The sequence below is a fragment of the Cupriavidus pauculus genome (genome assembly GCF_008693385.1).
GTDB lineage: Bacteria > Pseudomonadota > Gammaproteobacteria > Burkholderiales > Burkholderiaceae > Cupriavidus > Cupriavidus pauculus_D.
The window spans coordinates 221312-236621 of the sequence record NZ_CP044066.1; the positions used below are offsets into that span (position 1 = coordinate 221312).

Below are 15310 nucleotides of genomic sequence, written 5' to 3' on the forward strand. Positions count from 1 at the left end.
CCTCCTCAGCCTACCGAAGGCGCGGCAGGCGAAGCGGGCGCGACGGGCGGCGCCATCGCGGGGACCGGCGCGGGCATCGAGGGCGCGAACGGCATCGGTGCGGCCAGATTGTTTGCAGGGTTCTGACCGGGCAGCGGCTCCGCGGGGCGCGCCGCCGCGTTCACCGTGCGCGGCGCGGGCTCCTCGAGGAGAACGGCTTCGTCGTCCGCTCGCGCCGCTGTCAGCGTTTGCTTCCCCTTCGCGAACGTCGTGCCGTTCTCGGTGATGGAGATCACCTTGTAGCCACGGACGCTTCCGCCCACGCGTGCCGCATACAGTTCGTTACCCCACTTCACGTAGCTGCGAAGCGTGACCGGCAGTCCCGCCTTGCTGCCATCGATACCAAAGACAGCCACCGTCTTCGGCACCGAATGCGCCTCGCGGCTCGGAGCCGCGGGCGGCGTCACGACCACCGGGGCCGGGTTGGTCTTCGCCAGCTCCTGATCGGCCTTTTGCACGGCAATCTGAGCGTCCTTCTCGAGCAGCACGCGGGTGACGGACTTGTCGCCCTCCGCGTGTGCGCAAGTCGCGGTCATCGCGAGCGCAATAGTTGCCAGCGTCATGTCGAAGCGGTTCATTGGTTTGCTCCATCGCGGGCGTACGCATCGCCCTTCACGTTGATCTCGAACTTGGATGTCTGGATGGTGGGTTCAGCGTCGAGCTTGACCGCCAGCTTGATCGCGGACACCGCCACGTTTGGCGGGAAGGTGGCGATCTCCCCGGCATTGCGCAGCGGGCCGTCCATCTCCCATGGCGCGCTCTTGTAGACCTGGGGCACCGCTGCCATGCCCTCGCCCGGGATGGTCCCGAAGAGCGCGATATCACCAAGCACCGCCTTCGTCGCGGCGGGTCGGAGCAGCTGGAGCGTCGAGCCGAAGTCCGTGCGCAGCGCCATCGACGTCGGGAGCGCATCAAGGAGTGCCCCGAGTTTCGTTCCATTACCGAACGGCACGTCCGCCTGCACCACGACCTCCTTGTCTTCCTTCGAGAAGACGGGTGCGGTAAATGCGTCGGGCAAAGCAGCCAGGAACGTGGCATTGGTGACGCCGCGAGGGCTTTCCTTCGCACCCTCGCCAAGGCTGTAGGTCAGCGAGCATGCCGCCGCCGGGGTCACGACCGCCGGGCAATCCACCTTGGTCAGTTTCCAGCCGCCTACAAACAGCGCGTCGGTGTCGGCAAACCATTTCGCGAACCGTGGCACGGCCTCGGATGCCCGTGCGGACGGCGCCATGCCACGCGCGAGGATGTCCTCTGCGTAGCGCTGGGCCGGGCTCTTCTGCGGTGGAGGCGGATGCTTGCGGGCTTCGTACGCGCGGTACTGTGCCATCCCGTACTTTCCGCCGATGGCAGCAACGACAGCCAGGACGGCAAGCGCCGCTGCGCGACGTTTCATGGCCGTCGAGCTTGGCTTGCGCAGGGCCGCATGGGAATCCGCCGCGTCAGCCAGCTGCTCGAGCGTCAGCGCGGAGAATGCGAGGCCAGGCACGTTCCCGAGCAGATGGCTGAGCTCAGGAAGGTTTCCTGCAAGGCGGAAGGAGCCGCCCGCGACACGCGCAAACTCCACCACGACTTCGGACAACGCCTGCTCATCGTGAATCACGCGGTCAAAGCCGACGCGCGGGCGGCCTTTGAGGACGCCGCAGACGAGATACCCGACCTGTTGTCCAGCGTGCTCGAGTCGGTAGGCGAAGAAGACATTGGGCATCAGGCCCGGAATGCGCGCCACAGTGGCGGCGGCCGAGTACAGCTTGTCCTTGACCTTCGTCTGTCCATCCTCCGGCGCGAGGTAGCCCATGTGGAGGGCAGACCCATCGTGCCAGATTCGATTGGCCTTCACCTCACGTGCAACCTTGGCCGCGAGGTCCGGGGCGGGCGCATTGCCGGTCAGCGTGCGCCACTGCATGCCGAAAGCGATCGCCTTGCCATGGACGTCGAGGATCATCGGACAACTCCCGGCGACACGGTGTCGGTATCCGCCTTCGACAAGCGCATGCGCAAAAAGGAGCGGAACTCAGCCCTCTCGGCTGCGGGACCGCGCCTAGTACCGTCGGGGCTGAAGAGATCCACGCGCGCTGTCGTCGGTAGATTCAGTCGATGGCACAGGAAGTGCTCCAAGTCCGCGCGAAACTGGTTGCAGAACCCAATCGCGTTCGGCATGAACATGCCGTAGATCACAGCACCCCATGCGACCACCAGCACAAGGCCCTTAGCCATTGCATAAGCGAATGACTCCGGGGACGTCTGAGCTAGCGCCCAAAGCTTACGCGCTAGGGCCAGCGCTGTAACTGTGTCGAGAAGCAGGCCACCAATCACGATCCAGAATGCAAGGAACGGAATGGCCCGCGTCATTAAACGGACGGAGTTGAAGGCCATCTCGCAAAGGTTCGCGATTTGGCGCAGATAGTTTGCGCCCGAGAAGGCTGCGTGATGACGCAACGAGGCGTATTCGACGTCTGAGATCACCCCGACATCCATCCCGTGGACCTGAACCGTCCAGGTGCGGTCGGTCGTGGCCAACATCCGTTGCTCAAGCGACAGGCCGAAGATAGATAAGATCCCTTGGCCAATCAGTGTCAACACGGCCGACACCACGGCCACACCAACCATATCCTCAACATGTTGTATGAGGACCAACGAAAGGCCCGGCAAGCACGTCAGGATCGCCACAAGCGGATAGCGGCGATACAACGCCAGCGCGTCAGAGAGAAGCGTTCGGATAGCCAGCATGATTACTTCCCCTCCCCATGGTCTTGCACCATGACGGTCGCCAGCAAGAGCGTGAAGGTGCGGGTCTTCGAGACGGTCTGCGAGCCACCGAGGATCATCGGCAGCGACTCGCCGAGCGTGCGACGCGTATTGGCGGTGTCGTCCTGGTCCAGAGCCGTCATCAGCACGGTTTGTCCGTTGCGGACGATGATGTCCTGCTTCGGAATGCCCTTGCCGACAATGTTGATCGTCTGCACCGACTGCTGGTTGTCGCCGGAGCCTGACGTGAACTTCTCGAGCGGGCCATCCTGCTTCGATTGGTCAAGCGCGATGGTGAGATTGACGTCATCGCGGGACGTCGCATCGGCGTATGCGGCAAGCTTGAAGCCCACCGTTGCCGTCGACGTCACGATGCCGGGAATGCCACCGGTGCCACCGGCCGTGGTCGTGGCGGGCGTCGAGCCGGATGCATACGAGAAGGTGCGACGGTTGTTGTACTGGAAGCCGTGCCGGTTCCGCATGGACACGGGGATGGTCAGACCGGATGTGACCGTGCCGTATTGCTTCAGCGCGTTCACGATGGCCTGCGTGCCATTGAATCCTCCGGACGTGATACCCAGGCCGACACTGCCGGCAGCCGATGACACCAGCGTCGCCGGCGACAAAGCGTTGACCGTAAACCCCGGGATATTCTGCAGCGCCTTGGTCAGTATGACGTTCCAGTCGTAGCCGGCCTCACCCAAGTCCGCCACGGTCAGGTCGATCATCTGAAACTTGAAGATAATGACACGCGAGTAGATCGCGATCTGCCTCCGGATGATCTCGTCGGCGGCATCGACCGCCTCTTTGGTATCGCGCAGCGTGAGCACCCCGGTCGCCGGATTGAGCTCCGGGTTGCCGACCATCGTGAGCGCAGGCAGGATGCTCGCCTTGATCCCTTCGAGATCGTTCTGTTCCTTGATCTCGGCCTTCGCCGCAGCGTCAATCTGCGCCGACTGCCCCGATCCACCGCCGCCTGCACCACCGCCACCGGACGAGTTACCCTGCGCGGATTGCTTGAACTCGGTCGTGAACGAGTTGGTGCCACCTGCCATCGGCAGCTGCCAGGTCTTCGTCACCAGACGGTAGAAGCGCACCACGCCCTTCTCGGTGTTGTATTCCCAGTTGATACCCAGGCGCGTCGCGATCAGGTCGAGCATGCTCGCGAGGGGCATCTTCTCGCTGTTTCGAAACTCGACGTTCAGCGGGGTTTCGAGCAGCGCAGTGCTTTGCGTCACGCCAGACGCGCCTCCGGCCGTCAGCGCAGTGGGGAGCGGCGAATTGAGGGCCGGTGCGGGACCAAGGCCTTGCGCGATCGGGTTGATGGCACCGGCCTGCCCAGGCTGCTGCGTGCGCAGCTGCTGGAGTGCCTGCGTGCCCAGCGATCGCGGCAGCAGCAGGTTCGGCGGCAGATAGACATCGGATTCGATCTTGACCGGAATCCCGGTGGCCATCTGCACGCGCTGGGCGGCTACCGCGAGCGACATCGTGCGCTCCGGGAACATCACCAGCGTGTCAACATTGTTCCGTAGCGCCACGGGCAAGGTCACGTTCCGCGCGACGGGGACGCGCTTGCCCGCGAGGAAAGGCCGATCCACGTCCTGCTCCGCTTCTACCGCAGCCCGGTCGCGGCGGATACGCGCGTAAAGTTCCTCGGTGGTCTGCGTGACCTGCGCGGTGGTGTTGTCCGTGGTGCGTCGCACATCGTTGAGCAGCGTGGGCGAGACGCAGCCAGCCAGCGTGCTGCACACGAGGATTGCACCGGTCGTCGGACGGAAGATTCGATTCAGCATAGGGCCGCTCACTTGGTCGGATCGCACTTCGTGGTGAGCTTCACCACACGCACAAGGTTGTTGGAGTAGAAGCAGGGTTTCAGGCTGTAGTCGGTCATCTCGGTCGAAGCGAGCGCGCGCCGCACCGCGGCCTTGAAATCCCCCGTGAAGGCGTCCGCGCCCTCGATCTGCACGTCCTGATCCGGCTCCCACGGCGCGGCCGTCCAGCCCACTTCGCGCGCCCATTTCTCGATGAGCAGGCGATAGTTGCCATCGGCCGGTGACACAGACCAGTCGCGCGTGCTGGTAGCTGTCGGTGCAGCGGCTACCGGAGCAGCGATGACAGGGGTCACGGTCGCGGCAGGGATGGGTTGCGCGGCCGGCAGCGCAGCCGAGGCACTCCCGGTCCCAGTCGCCGGCGCGGCGGCGACCGGCGCCGCGGCGAGGGTTGCTGACTTAGGCCGCGCGCTGCGGCTATCCGACAGCAACTGCCATCCGCCACCGGCCAGCGGCTTGGTTGGCTCGAAGGTTCCCGAAGCATCGGCGCCGAAGGGCGATGCGCCCGGCACTGCCGCGTGCGCGCTGAGGACAACAGCGGCGCCGCCGCACAGCAGAACCCGGCACATCCGGGAGAACAATCGAGGCAGGTACATGGCTGATTTCCGTTGAATATTCGAAGAGTTCATTTGCGCAGCATCTCGTAGACGCGTGTCGCGTAGCGCAGGCGCTTGTCCGGCGCGCCGGCGTTGTAGCAACCGACGGCGGTCCACGTCTCGCCGTAGCGGCTGAGGCAGTCGGCAAGAATCCACGTGCCCACATACGCGTTGATACAGGGGTCGAACAGGCTCTGGCGGGTGATGCCGAACTTCGCCAGGCGCGGCAGATGAACGGAGTTGATCTGCATGAGGCCGATGTCCTCGGTGCCGTTCGTGTTGCGATTCGTCGCTCCGGCGCGCATCCCGGATTCGACCTGCGCGATGCCGCGCGCAAGCGTCGGGCTCACCCGGTGGAACGCGGCCGCATCGTCGAGACAGTCGGCGTGTGCGGCCGACACCAGAGTCAGTGCAGCAACGAGAAGGAGGACTGGACGCAGCGAGCTCATTGCACACTCGCCGCACGCTCGTAGAAGCGCACTTCTGGAAGACGATCCACACGCACGATGTTGCCGTCGGCGATGACGGTCAGATGGTCAGAGACGCCGTTGAATTTGAAGTAGCGATCCTTCTGCTCCCCACCGCCCTGATGGTTGTCGCCGAACACCGAAATGCTCGCCATCGATTTGGCGAAGCTCAGGTAGGTGTTGCCGTCCTTCTCGAACACGCGCTCAAGACCAGCGTCGTTCTCGCGCGGGAACAGGAAGCTGATACCGGGCACGCGTGCGACCTCCACCCGCTTGCCGGCGGCCGCGACGGTGAAGTGGTCGACGGTGGGGAACGAGAGGACCTTCTCGGTGTCGTCCCATTTCGTGCGCAGCTTGTCGCCTGCGGCATCGCGCAGCTCCAGGCCGCTCGGCTCCGCGTCGAAGCGCATCTCGATGCGCCCATTCTTCGCGTCACGAATCGCCAGCGCGTTGAAAGCGGATGCGAGCGTAGGGCCTTCCGGCAACGGCGTGCCACCGCCGCCAGCGGCAGCCGCCGGCGCTGATGTGGCGCTCTTTGCGACATCTGACACAACGTCAGTCGCGGGCGCGCTGGTGCGCAGCATCCCGCCGGGCGCCGGAAGCTTCTCCGTCTCCACAGCGAACGCCTTGGGGGGCGTGGCGCGCAGGGAGATACTGCGGCGCCCGAAGTCGACCTCCGCATAGAGATTGCGTTGCTCGAGGACGCGCGCGAGGGCCTGCAGCCAGTTCTCGCCACTGCGCGCGTCGAGCGATACATCGTCCGTAAGCGAAATGTCCTTCTGCGCCGTGCCGCTCCATCCCGCCGGGGCTATCGACTTCACCATCTGCGCGAGGGGCAACGAAGAACGGCCCGCGCGCACAACGGGAAGGTCCGTGAAGCTGCCGATGAGCGCCAGACGGCCGGAGATCGCAGCCAGACTGCGCGGCAGATCTCCGCTCGGGTTCGCCGGCTCGGACGTGAAGCTGTTCGCACGCTTCCAGCGTGCAACCACCATCTGACCGTTCACCGAGTACCGCACCACGTCCGGCACGCCATCGATGACCCAGTACGGACCATTCTGGATCGCGCCGTCAGCATCGATCTTCTGGCCAAACCGCGGCTGGATGTAGGTGGCGACGCCGTCGTTGAAGACCATCGCCGGACGCTCGGACGCCCGTGCGACCACCTGATAGTCGAAGTCCAGCGGATCGGTATCGGCCGCAATAGCGGGAAACGCCATCAGCGCCAGAGCAGAGAAGATGAGCGGCCGGATCATTGGAATTGCGCCACGTGTTTCATGAATCGGGAGAAGTACGGACCACCGCGCTCAGGATTCGCGCTGTGGTACCAGGCCACGGCCTTCATGGGTGAGCCGCTGCGCTGGAGGTTCTCGGCAAGGATGTCCTCCGCGACGCGGATGTTGGTGGCGGGTGCCAGCGCCTCCCACGGCGAGGCAAAGCGCCTGCCGTGGTAGCACCAGTTCACCTGCATGAGGCCGACATCGAAGTCGCAACGGTCACTGGCTAGCAGGCGGTTGATGGCCGCATAGGCTTCCTCGCGCGAGGCGAAGAACATGCCCCGCCCCGCGACGTTGAGCGTCCACGGCCAGGGGCGGCCGCGATACGACGACTCGTTCATCGCGATGCCCGCCGTGATCTTGGGATCGACCCGATGGCCCATCTGCGCGAAGGGCTCGGTCTTGGGTGCGCATGCCCAGCCACCGCGGCGCTCGGCAATAGCTTCCTGTGCGGCGTCGTTCAGGACAGCAGGCCGTAGCCAGCCTTCCCGCGCGAACAGGCGCGCGATAGGCACCGACTTGCCGCCAAGCGTCACCACTGAACCTTCATCGGCGCCAGGTTCGATCTGAGCGTTCAGCAGCCGGGCCGACCATCCGAGGAATGCATCGAGGCCGCAGAACAGGACGGGCTTGCCTTCCAACGTATGCACGCGTGCCTGACCATCGGCCCGCACAACGATCGCGTTCGGGCTGACAACCGCCTCAATAATTGCAGCGTGGGCAACGATCGACGCGAACGATGCCACGACGCCGCATACGATGTTCGTCACGCGCCTATTCACGATACGGCTCCAGCACGATGTCGTGCTTAACCTGCACGACCATCTTCTGTCCCGGCTCGGTCGTGATCGTCGGGCGGATGTTCTGGTTGCGATTGAGGATCGTCTGCGCGGTCTGGGTCGCAACCTGTCCCGCAGCGTTGCCATAGGTCGTCAGGCCATTCGGGCCCACCGTCGTCGCCGTGTTGCCGTTGTTGAACCGCTGCTCGAGCAGGCCAATCACGAGCGCGCCGCCGAAGATTTTCCAGAAGTGGTTGTTGACGTCCCCGGAGTTGCCCGCAGTGCCGTCCGGATCGGCACCCTGCATGCCCATCAGCGGTACCGTCTTGCCGTTTGGCAGCTGCATGCGCACGAATGCGGTCAGGATGCGCTCCTGCCCCACAGCGATATCGGCGCTGTACATGCCGACGAGCGTCGTGCCGGCCGGGATGATTCGACACGTTCCTTTCACGGTGTCGTAGACGTCTTGGGAGACCGTCGCACGGAACTCACCCGGCTTGTCGGAGTTGAGGCCCCCAGCAAAGTTCGCGGGGATGATGAAGCCACGGCTCAGCGTGCAGCGCGGCAGCTTGCCGTCGAAGCCGGTGCGCAGCGTCGAGGCCGTTCCCGCGTCGCGAAGGAATTGCTTGTCAGCGGATACGGGCTGTGCGGCACTATCCGGCCCCTGCCCCGCAGTGGCCGCGCTCGCGCGTGCCGCGGCGGCCTGTTGCAAGGCCCGCATTGCGGCGGGATCGGTGACATCGGCGACAGCCGGAGCGTTGCTTCGCTCAATCTGGCTCTTGCGCACCCCGCTCTTGTAGATCGGCGCCGTGAAAATCGTGTCCTGCTCGTTCTTCTTCGCGTCCGGCGCGGCGGCGCCCGCACGGCCGCCAGCAACGAAATCATTCGCCGTCAGCACGGGCGTCCTTGGCGCATCAGCCGGCAACGCGACCTTGCGCTGACGCTCTGCTTCCTGCCTTGCCTTCTCCGCCTGATCGCGAATGGTCTGCTCGAGGTTCTGCGCACCCTCCGAAGAGCCGGTGCGGGCGCGGATCTGCTCAGCGCGCTCCTTCTCGACCTGCTCGTCGCGCTGCACTTCGTTGAGAGACTGGAAGTAGTATCCGAGCGCGCCCACAAGAACGGCCGCGATGCTGCCCAGCGCGATCACGATATTGCGCGGTAGCTTTCCCTTCACCGTGCGCTGCTGCGCATCGGTGACGTCGGTCACGTTGGGGTCGTGCTTGTTGCCGCGCATCAGAAGAGCCCCAGGATGCGGCCACGGCCGCGCTCCACGCGTACTTCCTCGCGGCCCGAACGCAGGACCACGGTGTCCGCGAGGCGCTGCACGACGAGGTAGCCGCCTCGGCGCAGCGCGTTGACCACGACGTAGTCACTCCCGTCCTTGACCAGCGCCACCGGCCAGTTTTGCGAGGCCCCCGCGGGCAGGCGCAGCCACAGCGCCTTGCCATCATCGAATGCCGTCTCCGGCTTGAAATCGGCGCTGCCAGAAATCGAGTACTCGAAGTTGAGCTTCTCCGGCGAGACGCCGATCGCCTCGGCATTCCGCTCGTCGGCCACGTCGCCAGCGCGGGCCTCACCCGCGTCCGCCTTCGCGTCGTTGCGCGCCTTGACCTTTGCCGCTACCGAGGTCGGAATACGGAACCGCACCTTCTGATAAAAGATGCCGCCCAGCGGCGACGACACGAGTGTGAACTCGTAGCTGCGCTTGTTCGTGTTCACCGACAGTGTGTTCACGAGGCCTGCCGCCTGCGGCTTCACGTAGAGGTGATTGACGCCGTCGGTCTCGTAGTCCCAGCGAACGCTTTCGCCCCACGCGGGCTCGCCGACAATCTGCTCGTCGTCGGGGAACTCGATGGTTGTCATCTTCAGCGGCGCGCTCAGCACGCGGAAGATCTGATCGCGGCTGTAGGTAAAGACGACAAGCCGCGAATCGCCGGGCAACGCCACCGGATCAACGCCGCCGTTGAACGGATTCGCCGGGTTCATGGCGTCGCTCATATCGCCCACGCTCAGGCCGCCCAGGCCTGCGCCAGCGCGGCCGGGAAGCTTGTCGGCGGCGTGGCCGTCGGGGACAGAGAGCGCGAACGCCAGCACGGCGGCAATGGCGTAGGGGAGAATCCGGGAGGATTTGGCTTCCATGGCTTCTGAGCGCGGCATTACGCCTGCGACTTTTGGATGCTGAAGAAAACGGGATAGATGCCGAACGGATTCGTGCCGAGCACGGCATCGCTGGTCGGCGGCTTGACCTGATAGCGGAACGTAATGGCGTAGCGCTGCCTGCGCGGCTTGTAGCCGTCCTCGCTGGTGGAGGTCACGAACTCCACGGCGACCGTGCTGTCCGGCAGGACGGCGATGTTCAGAATCTTCGGCTCGCGCACAAGCGTGGGCGAGGTGATGACCTGACGGATCGGCTGATCGTCGTCCACCCATTCCTGAAACTGCTGGCGGCCTGACCCGACCATTTGCTCGCGCACGGAGCGCAGGTTCTGCGCAATGCGGGAGCGCTCGACGTCCGTGCTCAGGATCGGCTCGATCGTGAACCAGCGCGTGACCAGATCCTTGAACGCCCACTTCAGGGCGAGATCGTCTGGACGGTAGTCGGTCAACTCGCGCACGAACGGCTTGCCCGTGGCGTCGGCGGATACCCCAACCGTCTTCACCACCGATGGCGGCGACTCGCGCGTCATGATCGCCGCGAATGCAATGAACCCGATCCCAAGCGTTGCGATCTTCCAGTGATTGCGCTCGACGGCCAGTCGCGTCGTGCGATCAAAGATGACCTGCTCGGGGTTCTCGTCGGCGTACATCCCCGGCGCGACGCTCAGAGGTTTGGCCTTGTCGGATTTCTTGGTGAACAGACGCATGCGGCTTTCCTGTTGGATGCCGCTAATTGGAACAGCTAACCACGCGTCGTAGAGGGCGAAAAGCTATGCGATTTTGCGGAGCTTTTTGCGATTCTTGCTTCGCCTCGCTGCACTCGATGAGCGCGGGTCACGGAGTCGAACCGCCTATCGACGAAGCATGAAGCCGCTAGAGAAGGCTCCTTTGTTACATCTCAATCCAGAAAGCTCACCAATTTATGTCGTGTTTCTGCGGAAATAGGTCGAGCATGCTCGAACTTTCCAGGCTAAACGTCACATTTATTGGTGGCCCGCTTGCTGTGCGCACTGATCAAAGAGAAGGAAGACCGAGCAGAACGAGTTCGCTCGTTTGCTCTCGATCGCGGGCGGCCATTGCAGACGCTCTGGCATGGTGTCTCATCGTGGCATCAAATCCGCGCATACGCCCGTCGTAGCCGATAAACCGAGAAAGCTCCTCAAAATCGCATAGCTTTCCGGACTCCACGCGAGCCCGCGGCCGCCAACAATAGCGGGCATGGATTCCTCTGCCAATCACCCGCTCCTGCAGCTCAGTCAACTCGAAGAGAGTGCCGTCGGCATGTTCTTCGAATCGCTGGCGCCCATCCGTGAGCACATGACCGCGCCGGACGTGGCCGAAGTCATGATCAATCGCCACGACAACGTATGGGTAGAGCGGCGTGGCGTCATGACTCGGCTGGAAGTCAGCATCGAGCCCGCAAAACTCGAAGGTGCCATCCGATCGCTTGCCTCCTCGGTACAGAAATCCGCGGTGCGCGGCACGTCGCAGGGAATTATCAACGCTGGCCACAAGGGTCTGCGTATCGCCGCAGTCATGGCGCCCACCGCCATCGGCGGCCATGCGCTGAGCATTCGCCGGCATCAGGAACGCAATCTGTCCCTCAAGGACTACGTCGCGGCCGGCGCCTTCTCTGCCAGGCACGCCCGGCAGGTCGATACCGATCGTCCCATCTTCTCCGGACCGGTCGAGGACGAGTCCCTGATGGAGGCGCTGTCGCAGCTCGTGAGACAGCGCAAGAACATTCTCGTCGCAGGCGGCACGTCGTCCGGCAAGACCACCTTCCTGAACGCACTGGTCGAGGTGATTCCAGGCGAGGAGCGCGTGCTGACGATCGAAGACACACAGGAACTGAAGCCGCGCGTCCCCAATCTCGTCCGCCTGCTGTCAAACACCGACAAGGGGGTCAGCACCCAGCAACTCGTGGCACTGTCGCTGCGCTTTCGCCCCGATCGCATCCTCGTCGGCGAGGTACGGGGCGGCGAAGCGTACGACATGCTCCAGGCCTTCAACACCGGTCATGACGGCGGCATGGGATCGCTTCACGCACCCAATGCGCGCGCCGCCCTCTCCCGCCTCGAGAGCATGGCCCTTCTCGGGATTCCGCCGGGCTCCGGCTGGAAGGTCGAAGACATGCGCAAACTCGTCGCCGACTGCATCCATTACGTCATCCACATGAAGCGCACCGGCGAGATGCGCCATGTCTCCGAAATCATCGAAGTCAAAGGCATCCGCGGCAACGAATACGTTGTCGAGCGCGTTTTTTAACCAACGGAGTATTTACCGCATGTCTCTTCTGTCCAACGTCCGCGCGTCGGTCGCGCGCAAGCCAGTGCAGCAGGCGCTCGCGATGACCGGTCTGATGGCCATCGCCGGTTCAGCTGCTGCCGCAGAACTCGCCGCACTTTCGTCGCTCGGCGAATTTATCTGCGGCATTGCCACCTTCATCAATACGAAGTACCTGTTCGTCGCGGGTCTCATTCTCATCGTGCTGGGCGCGGTCGGTATCGCCAACTCCGAGTCGACCATCATGAAGTTCGTCTCCGTGATCTGTATCGGCGTCGGCCTTGCCGCAGCAGCACCGTCGATCATGACGGTCCTCGGCGTCGCGAAGGCCTGCTCGGGCATCTGACATGCGCAAGCATCACGTCAGCATCGGGCTCTCACGGCCACGCCAGATCGGCGGGGCGGTACGCGGCCTCGCCATCGCCAACGGCACCATCGTCGCGCTACTGGTGTACGTGACGTTCCGCAGCGGCTGGAAGATCCCGGTGGCTGTCGTGCTGATGGGCATGGCCTTCCATGCGCTGCTGCGCTGGCTCACCTCGCGCGACCCGTGGTGGAACCAGATTCTTAGCGTCTACAACACCTATGGTGACGTGTACGAGTCGCGGCCGTGGCACGGCAAGCTCCACTCGCTGTTCCGTCGCCCCTACGGCTTTGACAGCGACCTGCCATGCTGAAGATCAATCGCCGCCCGCTCTATGAAGTGGCGCCATGGCTCACATCCATTACCCCCGAGCTCATCCTGAACAAGGATGGTTCGCTGCTCGCGAACTTCGAGTTCCAGGGCGTGGATGCAGACAGCCCGAACAGCGGCGATATCGAATCGGCGCGCAATCAGCTGGATCAGGCGTGCAAGTCGTTCGACAACCGCATCACGGCGTGGTGGAAGCTCAGTCATCGCCGCGCACACGGCTACGTCGATGGGGAGTTTGCGGAAGCCGCGGACGCCCGCCTCGACGTCCTTAACAAGGCACACCTCACATCCGGGAAGTATTTCCGGAACGCGCATTCGCTGGCAATCGCCTACACCCCGGAGACCGGCGTCGCGAAGTTTTTCGACAAGGTCGGGCATCACATGACTGTCGGCGGCAAGTCCGTCTACGCGTCGATCTTTGAGGCGACGAAGGATACCGTATTCGCCCGGAGCGCCTTCGCCTTCGACTTGGAGAAGATGCAGGCGGACACCCGGCGCTTCGAAGCGATGATCGACGCGTTCAGCGGCGGTGTCCCGCGTCTCAAGCTCAACCGCCTCGCTATGCAGGACAGCTACGCGGCGCTGCACCAGGCGGCCAATCCGAGCGTGCCGCCCCGCCGTATCCGGTATCCAGTCACACTGCTCGACACCCACCTCACGGAATCGGAAGTGACGGTCGGTGCGGAACGCCTGCTCTTCGAGTCGGCACACGGCAAGCGCTATGCCGGCATCGTGTCCGTCAAGGAATGGCTCTCCTTTCAGGAAGCAGCGCTGGACAGCCTCATGCAGATCGATGCCGAGCTCGACGTCTGCATCATGTTCCGCTTCCTCGACACCGCGCGGGCCTCGGCCTACATCGAAAAGGTACGCCGCTTCTACAAGATGGCGGCGCTCAATGTGGGAGCCATTCTCAAGCAGTACTTCGGCAAGGAAGAGCCGGAGAACGACGAAGGCCGCGAGGAGCTTGCCAAGGAGGCTGGCTTCGCTCTCAAGCGCCTGACCGCCGAAGGCACGCAGCACGGCTTCGCCAACATCTCCATCATCGTCTACGGCGAGACAGAAGCCGAATGCGAAGACGCGATCAGCGAAGTCGTCGGAGCCCTGACCAACGCGGGGTTCGGCGCGATCCGAGAGAAGGCCAATCTCATGCCCGCATGGAACAGCACCCTGCCCGGCCGCTGGGACAAGCAGCGGCGCCTGCAGTTCGTCGAAACCCCTGCTGTATCGGATATCGCGCCGGTGTGCTCGGTCATGCCGGGCCCCACGCGCAACAACTGGCTGTCCGAGAAGGCGGGGCGAGACGTGCCACCGCTCACCTGTTTGCCTACCCGCCACAAGACTGCGCAGCGCGTCGACCTTCACCAGCCAGGCGGCAACGGGCACCTGCTCGTGATCGGTCCGATTGGCGCCGGCAAGACTGTGTTCCTGAACTTCCTCTTGTCGCAGGCAGGCCGCCACGGCGCGCGTCGGATCCGTTTCGACAAGGATCGTTCGACGCGCATTCCCACGCTGCTCGGCGGCGGCGCATTCGTGGATGTCACCGGAAAATTCCAGACCGCAACACACGTCAACCCGCTCTCGCTACTTGGTGACCCAACCAACTTCACCTATGTCACGGAGTGGGTGACGTTGGCGCTCGAGGACGAGAACTTCTCCCTCTCGCCACAGCAGACGCAGGATGTCTTCGAGGCGGTGAAGATCCTTTCGACCTACAGCCCCGAGCTGTGGACGCTGGGCAATCTCTCCACGCAATTGCACGACGAGCTACGCGATCGATTGCAGATCTGGATCAAGGGCGGCCAGTACGGCCACTTCTTCGACCATGCCGACGACGCCTTTGCAGTCAGCGACAACCTGTCCATCGAGATGGGCGACCTGTTCGAGAAGTATCCCCGCGCGGCCGCCCTCTTCGTCGACTACGCCTTCTATCGCATCAGCCAGTCCATGGACGGCCTGCGCTACACGATCATCGAAGTGGAAGAAGCGGGCTTCTTCTTCCAGCACCCGCGTTTCTACAAGCGGCTCGAGACGTGGATCACCACGATCCGAAAGCTCAACGGCGCCATCTGGATGGCAACGCAGTCGCTGCGCCAGGTAGAGCGCATTCCGGACTTCGAGATTCTGAAGGACAACGTCGGCAATCTGATTTACCTGCCCAACAGTCAGGCCAACACGAGCAAGGACCTTTACAAAGACAAGTTCGGCCTTACCGACGACCAGATTCAGATGATCAATGACGCCGTTCCGAACCGCGACTATCTCTGGATCACGCGTTCGCAGACCCGCATGCTTCAGAGCACGTTCTCCGAGGAGATGGTCGCCATGCTCCGATCGGATGGCGTCGCGCAGGCCATCCTCGATCGTCATCACGCGTCCGGTCACGCCGACTGGCAGCAACACTACGTGCGCGAGATGCTCTCGCGCGTCGCCTAAGGAGATGC

At 63.7% G+C, this 15310-nt stretch carries 15 protein-coding genes; 4 read left to right on the top strand and 11 right to left on the bottom strand.

All coding sequences use genetic code 11. The features are described from left to right. Positions 1-5: 5 nt before the first annotated feature. From FOB72_RS18120 to FOB72_RS18170, 11 genes are read right to left on the bottom strand one after another with little or no spacing between them, the layout of a single operon-like run. Entirely contained in the window at positions 6-617 is a 612-nt protein-coding gene (locus FOB72_RS18120; RefSeq protein ID WP_223851549.1) for a hypothetical protein, read from the bottom strand. After that, a complete protein-coding gene (locus tag FOB72_RS18125; protein ID WP_150374128.1) occupies positions 614-1981 on the bottom strand; it encodes an ATPase in 1368 nt (455 codons plus the stop codon). The genes FOB72_RS18120 and FOB72_RS18125 overlap by 4 nt, the downstream gene beginning before the upstream one ends. After that, positions 1978-2766 (bottom strand): hypothetical protein, encoded by a 789-nt coding sequence (locus FOB72_RS18130; protein ID WP_150374129.1) that lies wholly within the window; start codon positions 2764-2766, stop codon positions 1978-1980. Before FOB72_RS18130 ends, FOB72_RS18125 begins: the two co-directional genes overlap by 4 nt. Before the next feature lie 2 nt (positions 2767-2768). Beyond that, positions 2769-4577: a protein PilN gene (locus FOB72_RS18135; protein ID WP_150374130.1), complete on the bottom strand. Its 1809-nt coding sequence runs from the start codon at positions 4575-4577 to the stop codon at positions 2769-2771. A gap of 8 nt (positions 4578-4585) precedes the next feature. Continuing rightward, positions 4586-5242 (bottom strand): toxin co-regulated pilus biosynthesis Q family protein, encoded by a 657-nt coding sequence (locus tag FOB72_RS18140; RefSeq protein WP_223851550.1) that lies wholly within the window; start codon positions 5240-5242, stop codon positions 4586-4588. Then, positions 5239-5658 carry a lytic transglycosylase domain-containing protein gene (locus FOB72_RS18145; RefSeq protein ID WP_150374131.1) on the bottom strand — a complete coding sequence of 140 codons (420 nt, stop codon included), beginning with the start codon at positions 5656-5658 and terminating at the stop codon, positions 5239-5241. Before FOB72_RS18145 ends, FOB72_RS18140 begins: the two co-directional genes overlap by 4 nt. Next, a complete protein-coding gene (locus tag FOB72_RS18150) occupies positions 5655-6932 on the bottom strand; it encodes a pilus assembly protein PilL (protein ID WP_150374132.1) in 1278 nt (425 codons plus the stop codon). The genes FOB72_RS18145 and FOB72_RS18150 overlap by 4 nt, the downstream gene beginning before the upstream one ends. Further along, a complete protein-coding gene (locus FOB72_RS18155) occupies positions 6929-7723 on the bottom strand; it encodes a transglycosylase SLT domain-containing protein (RefSeq protein ID WP_150374133.1) in 795 nt (264 codons plus the stop codon). The genes FOB72_RS18150 and FOB72_RS18155 overlap by 4 nt, the downstream gene beginning before the upstream one ends. Before the next feature lie 4 nt (positions 7724-7727). Further along, a complete protein-coding gene (locus tag FOB72_RS18160; RefSeq protein ID WP_150374134.1) occupies positions 7728-8966 on the bottom strand; it encodes a TrbI/VirB10 family protein in 1239 nt (412 codons plus the stop codon). Next, positions 8966-9871 (bottom strand): TrbG/VirB9 family P-type conjugative transfer protein, encoded by a 906-nt coding sequence (locus FOB72_RS18165; protein ID WP_150374135.1) that lies wholly within the window; start codon positions 9869-9871, stop codon positions 8966-8968. The genes FOB72_RS18160 and FOB72_RS18165 overlap by 1 nt, the downstream gene beginning before the upstream one ends. 17 nt (positions 9872-9888) lie before the next feature. Further along, complete coding sequence (locus FOB72_RS18170; RefSeq protein ID WP_150374136.1) at positions 9889-10596, bottom strand: VirB8/TrbF family protein; 708 nt, start codon at positions 10594-10596, stop codon at positions 9889-9891. Positions 10597-11107: 511 nt separating this feature from the next. On the opposite strand from FOB72_RS18170, the gene FOB72_RS18175 reads away from it, so the two are divergent. The 4 genes from FOB72_RS18175 to FOB72_RS18190 are packed head-to-tail and all read left to right on the top strand — an operon-like array spanning position 11108 to position 15302. Beyond that, the gene (locus FOB72_RS18175) at positions 11108-12157 is read left to right on the top strand and encodes a CpaF family protein (RefSeq protein WP_150374137.1); all 1050 of its coding nucleotides are present in this window, start codon (positions 11108-11110) and stop codon (positions 12155-12157) included. Positions 12158-12176: 19 nt separating this feature from the next. Further along, a complete protein-coding gene (locus FOB72_RS18180) occupies positions 12177-12521 on the top strand; it encodes a prepilin (protein WP_150374138.1) in 345 nt (114 codons plus the stop codon). 1 nt (position 12522) lies between these two features. Beyond that, positions 12523-12852 carry a VirB3 family type IV secretion system protein gene (locus FOB72_RS18185; protein ID WP_150374139.1) on the top strand — a complete coding sequence of 110 codons (330 nt, stop codon included), beginning with the start codon at positions 12523-12525 and terminating at the stop codon, positions 12850-12852. Further along, complete coding sequence (locus FOB72_RS18190; RefSeq protein ID WP_150374140.1) at positions 12846-15302, top strand: VirB4 family type IV secretion system protein; 2457 nt, start codon at positions 12846-12848, stop codon at positions 15300-15302. Before FOB72_RS18185 ends, FOB72_RS18190 begins: the two co-directional genes overlap by 7 nt. The last annotated feature ends 8 nt before the right edge of the window (positions 15303-15310 follow it).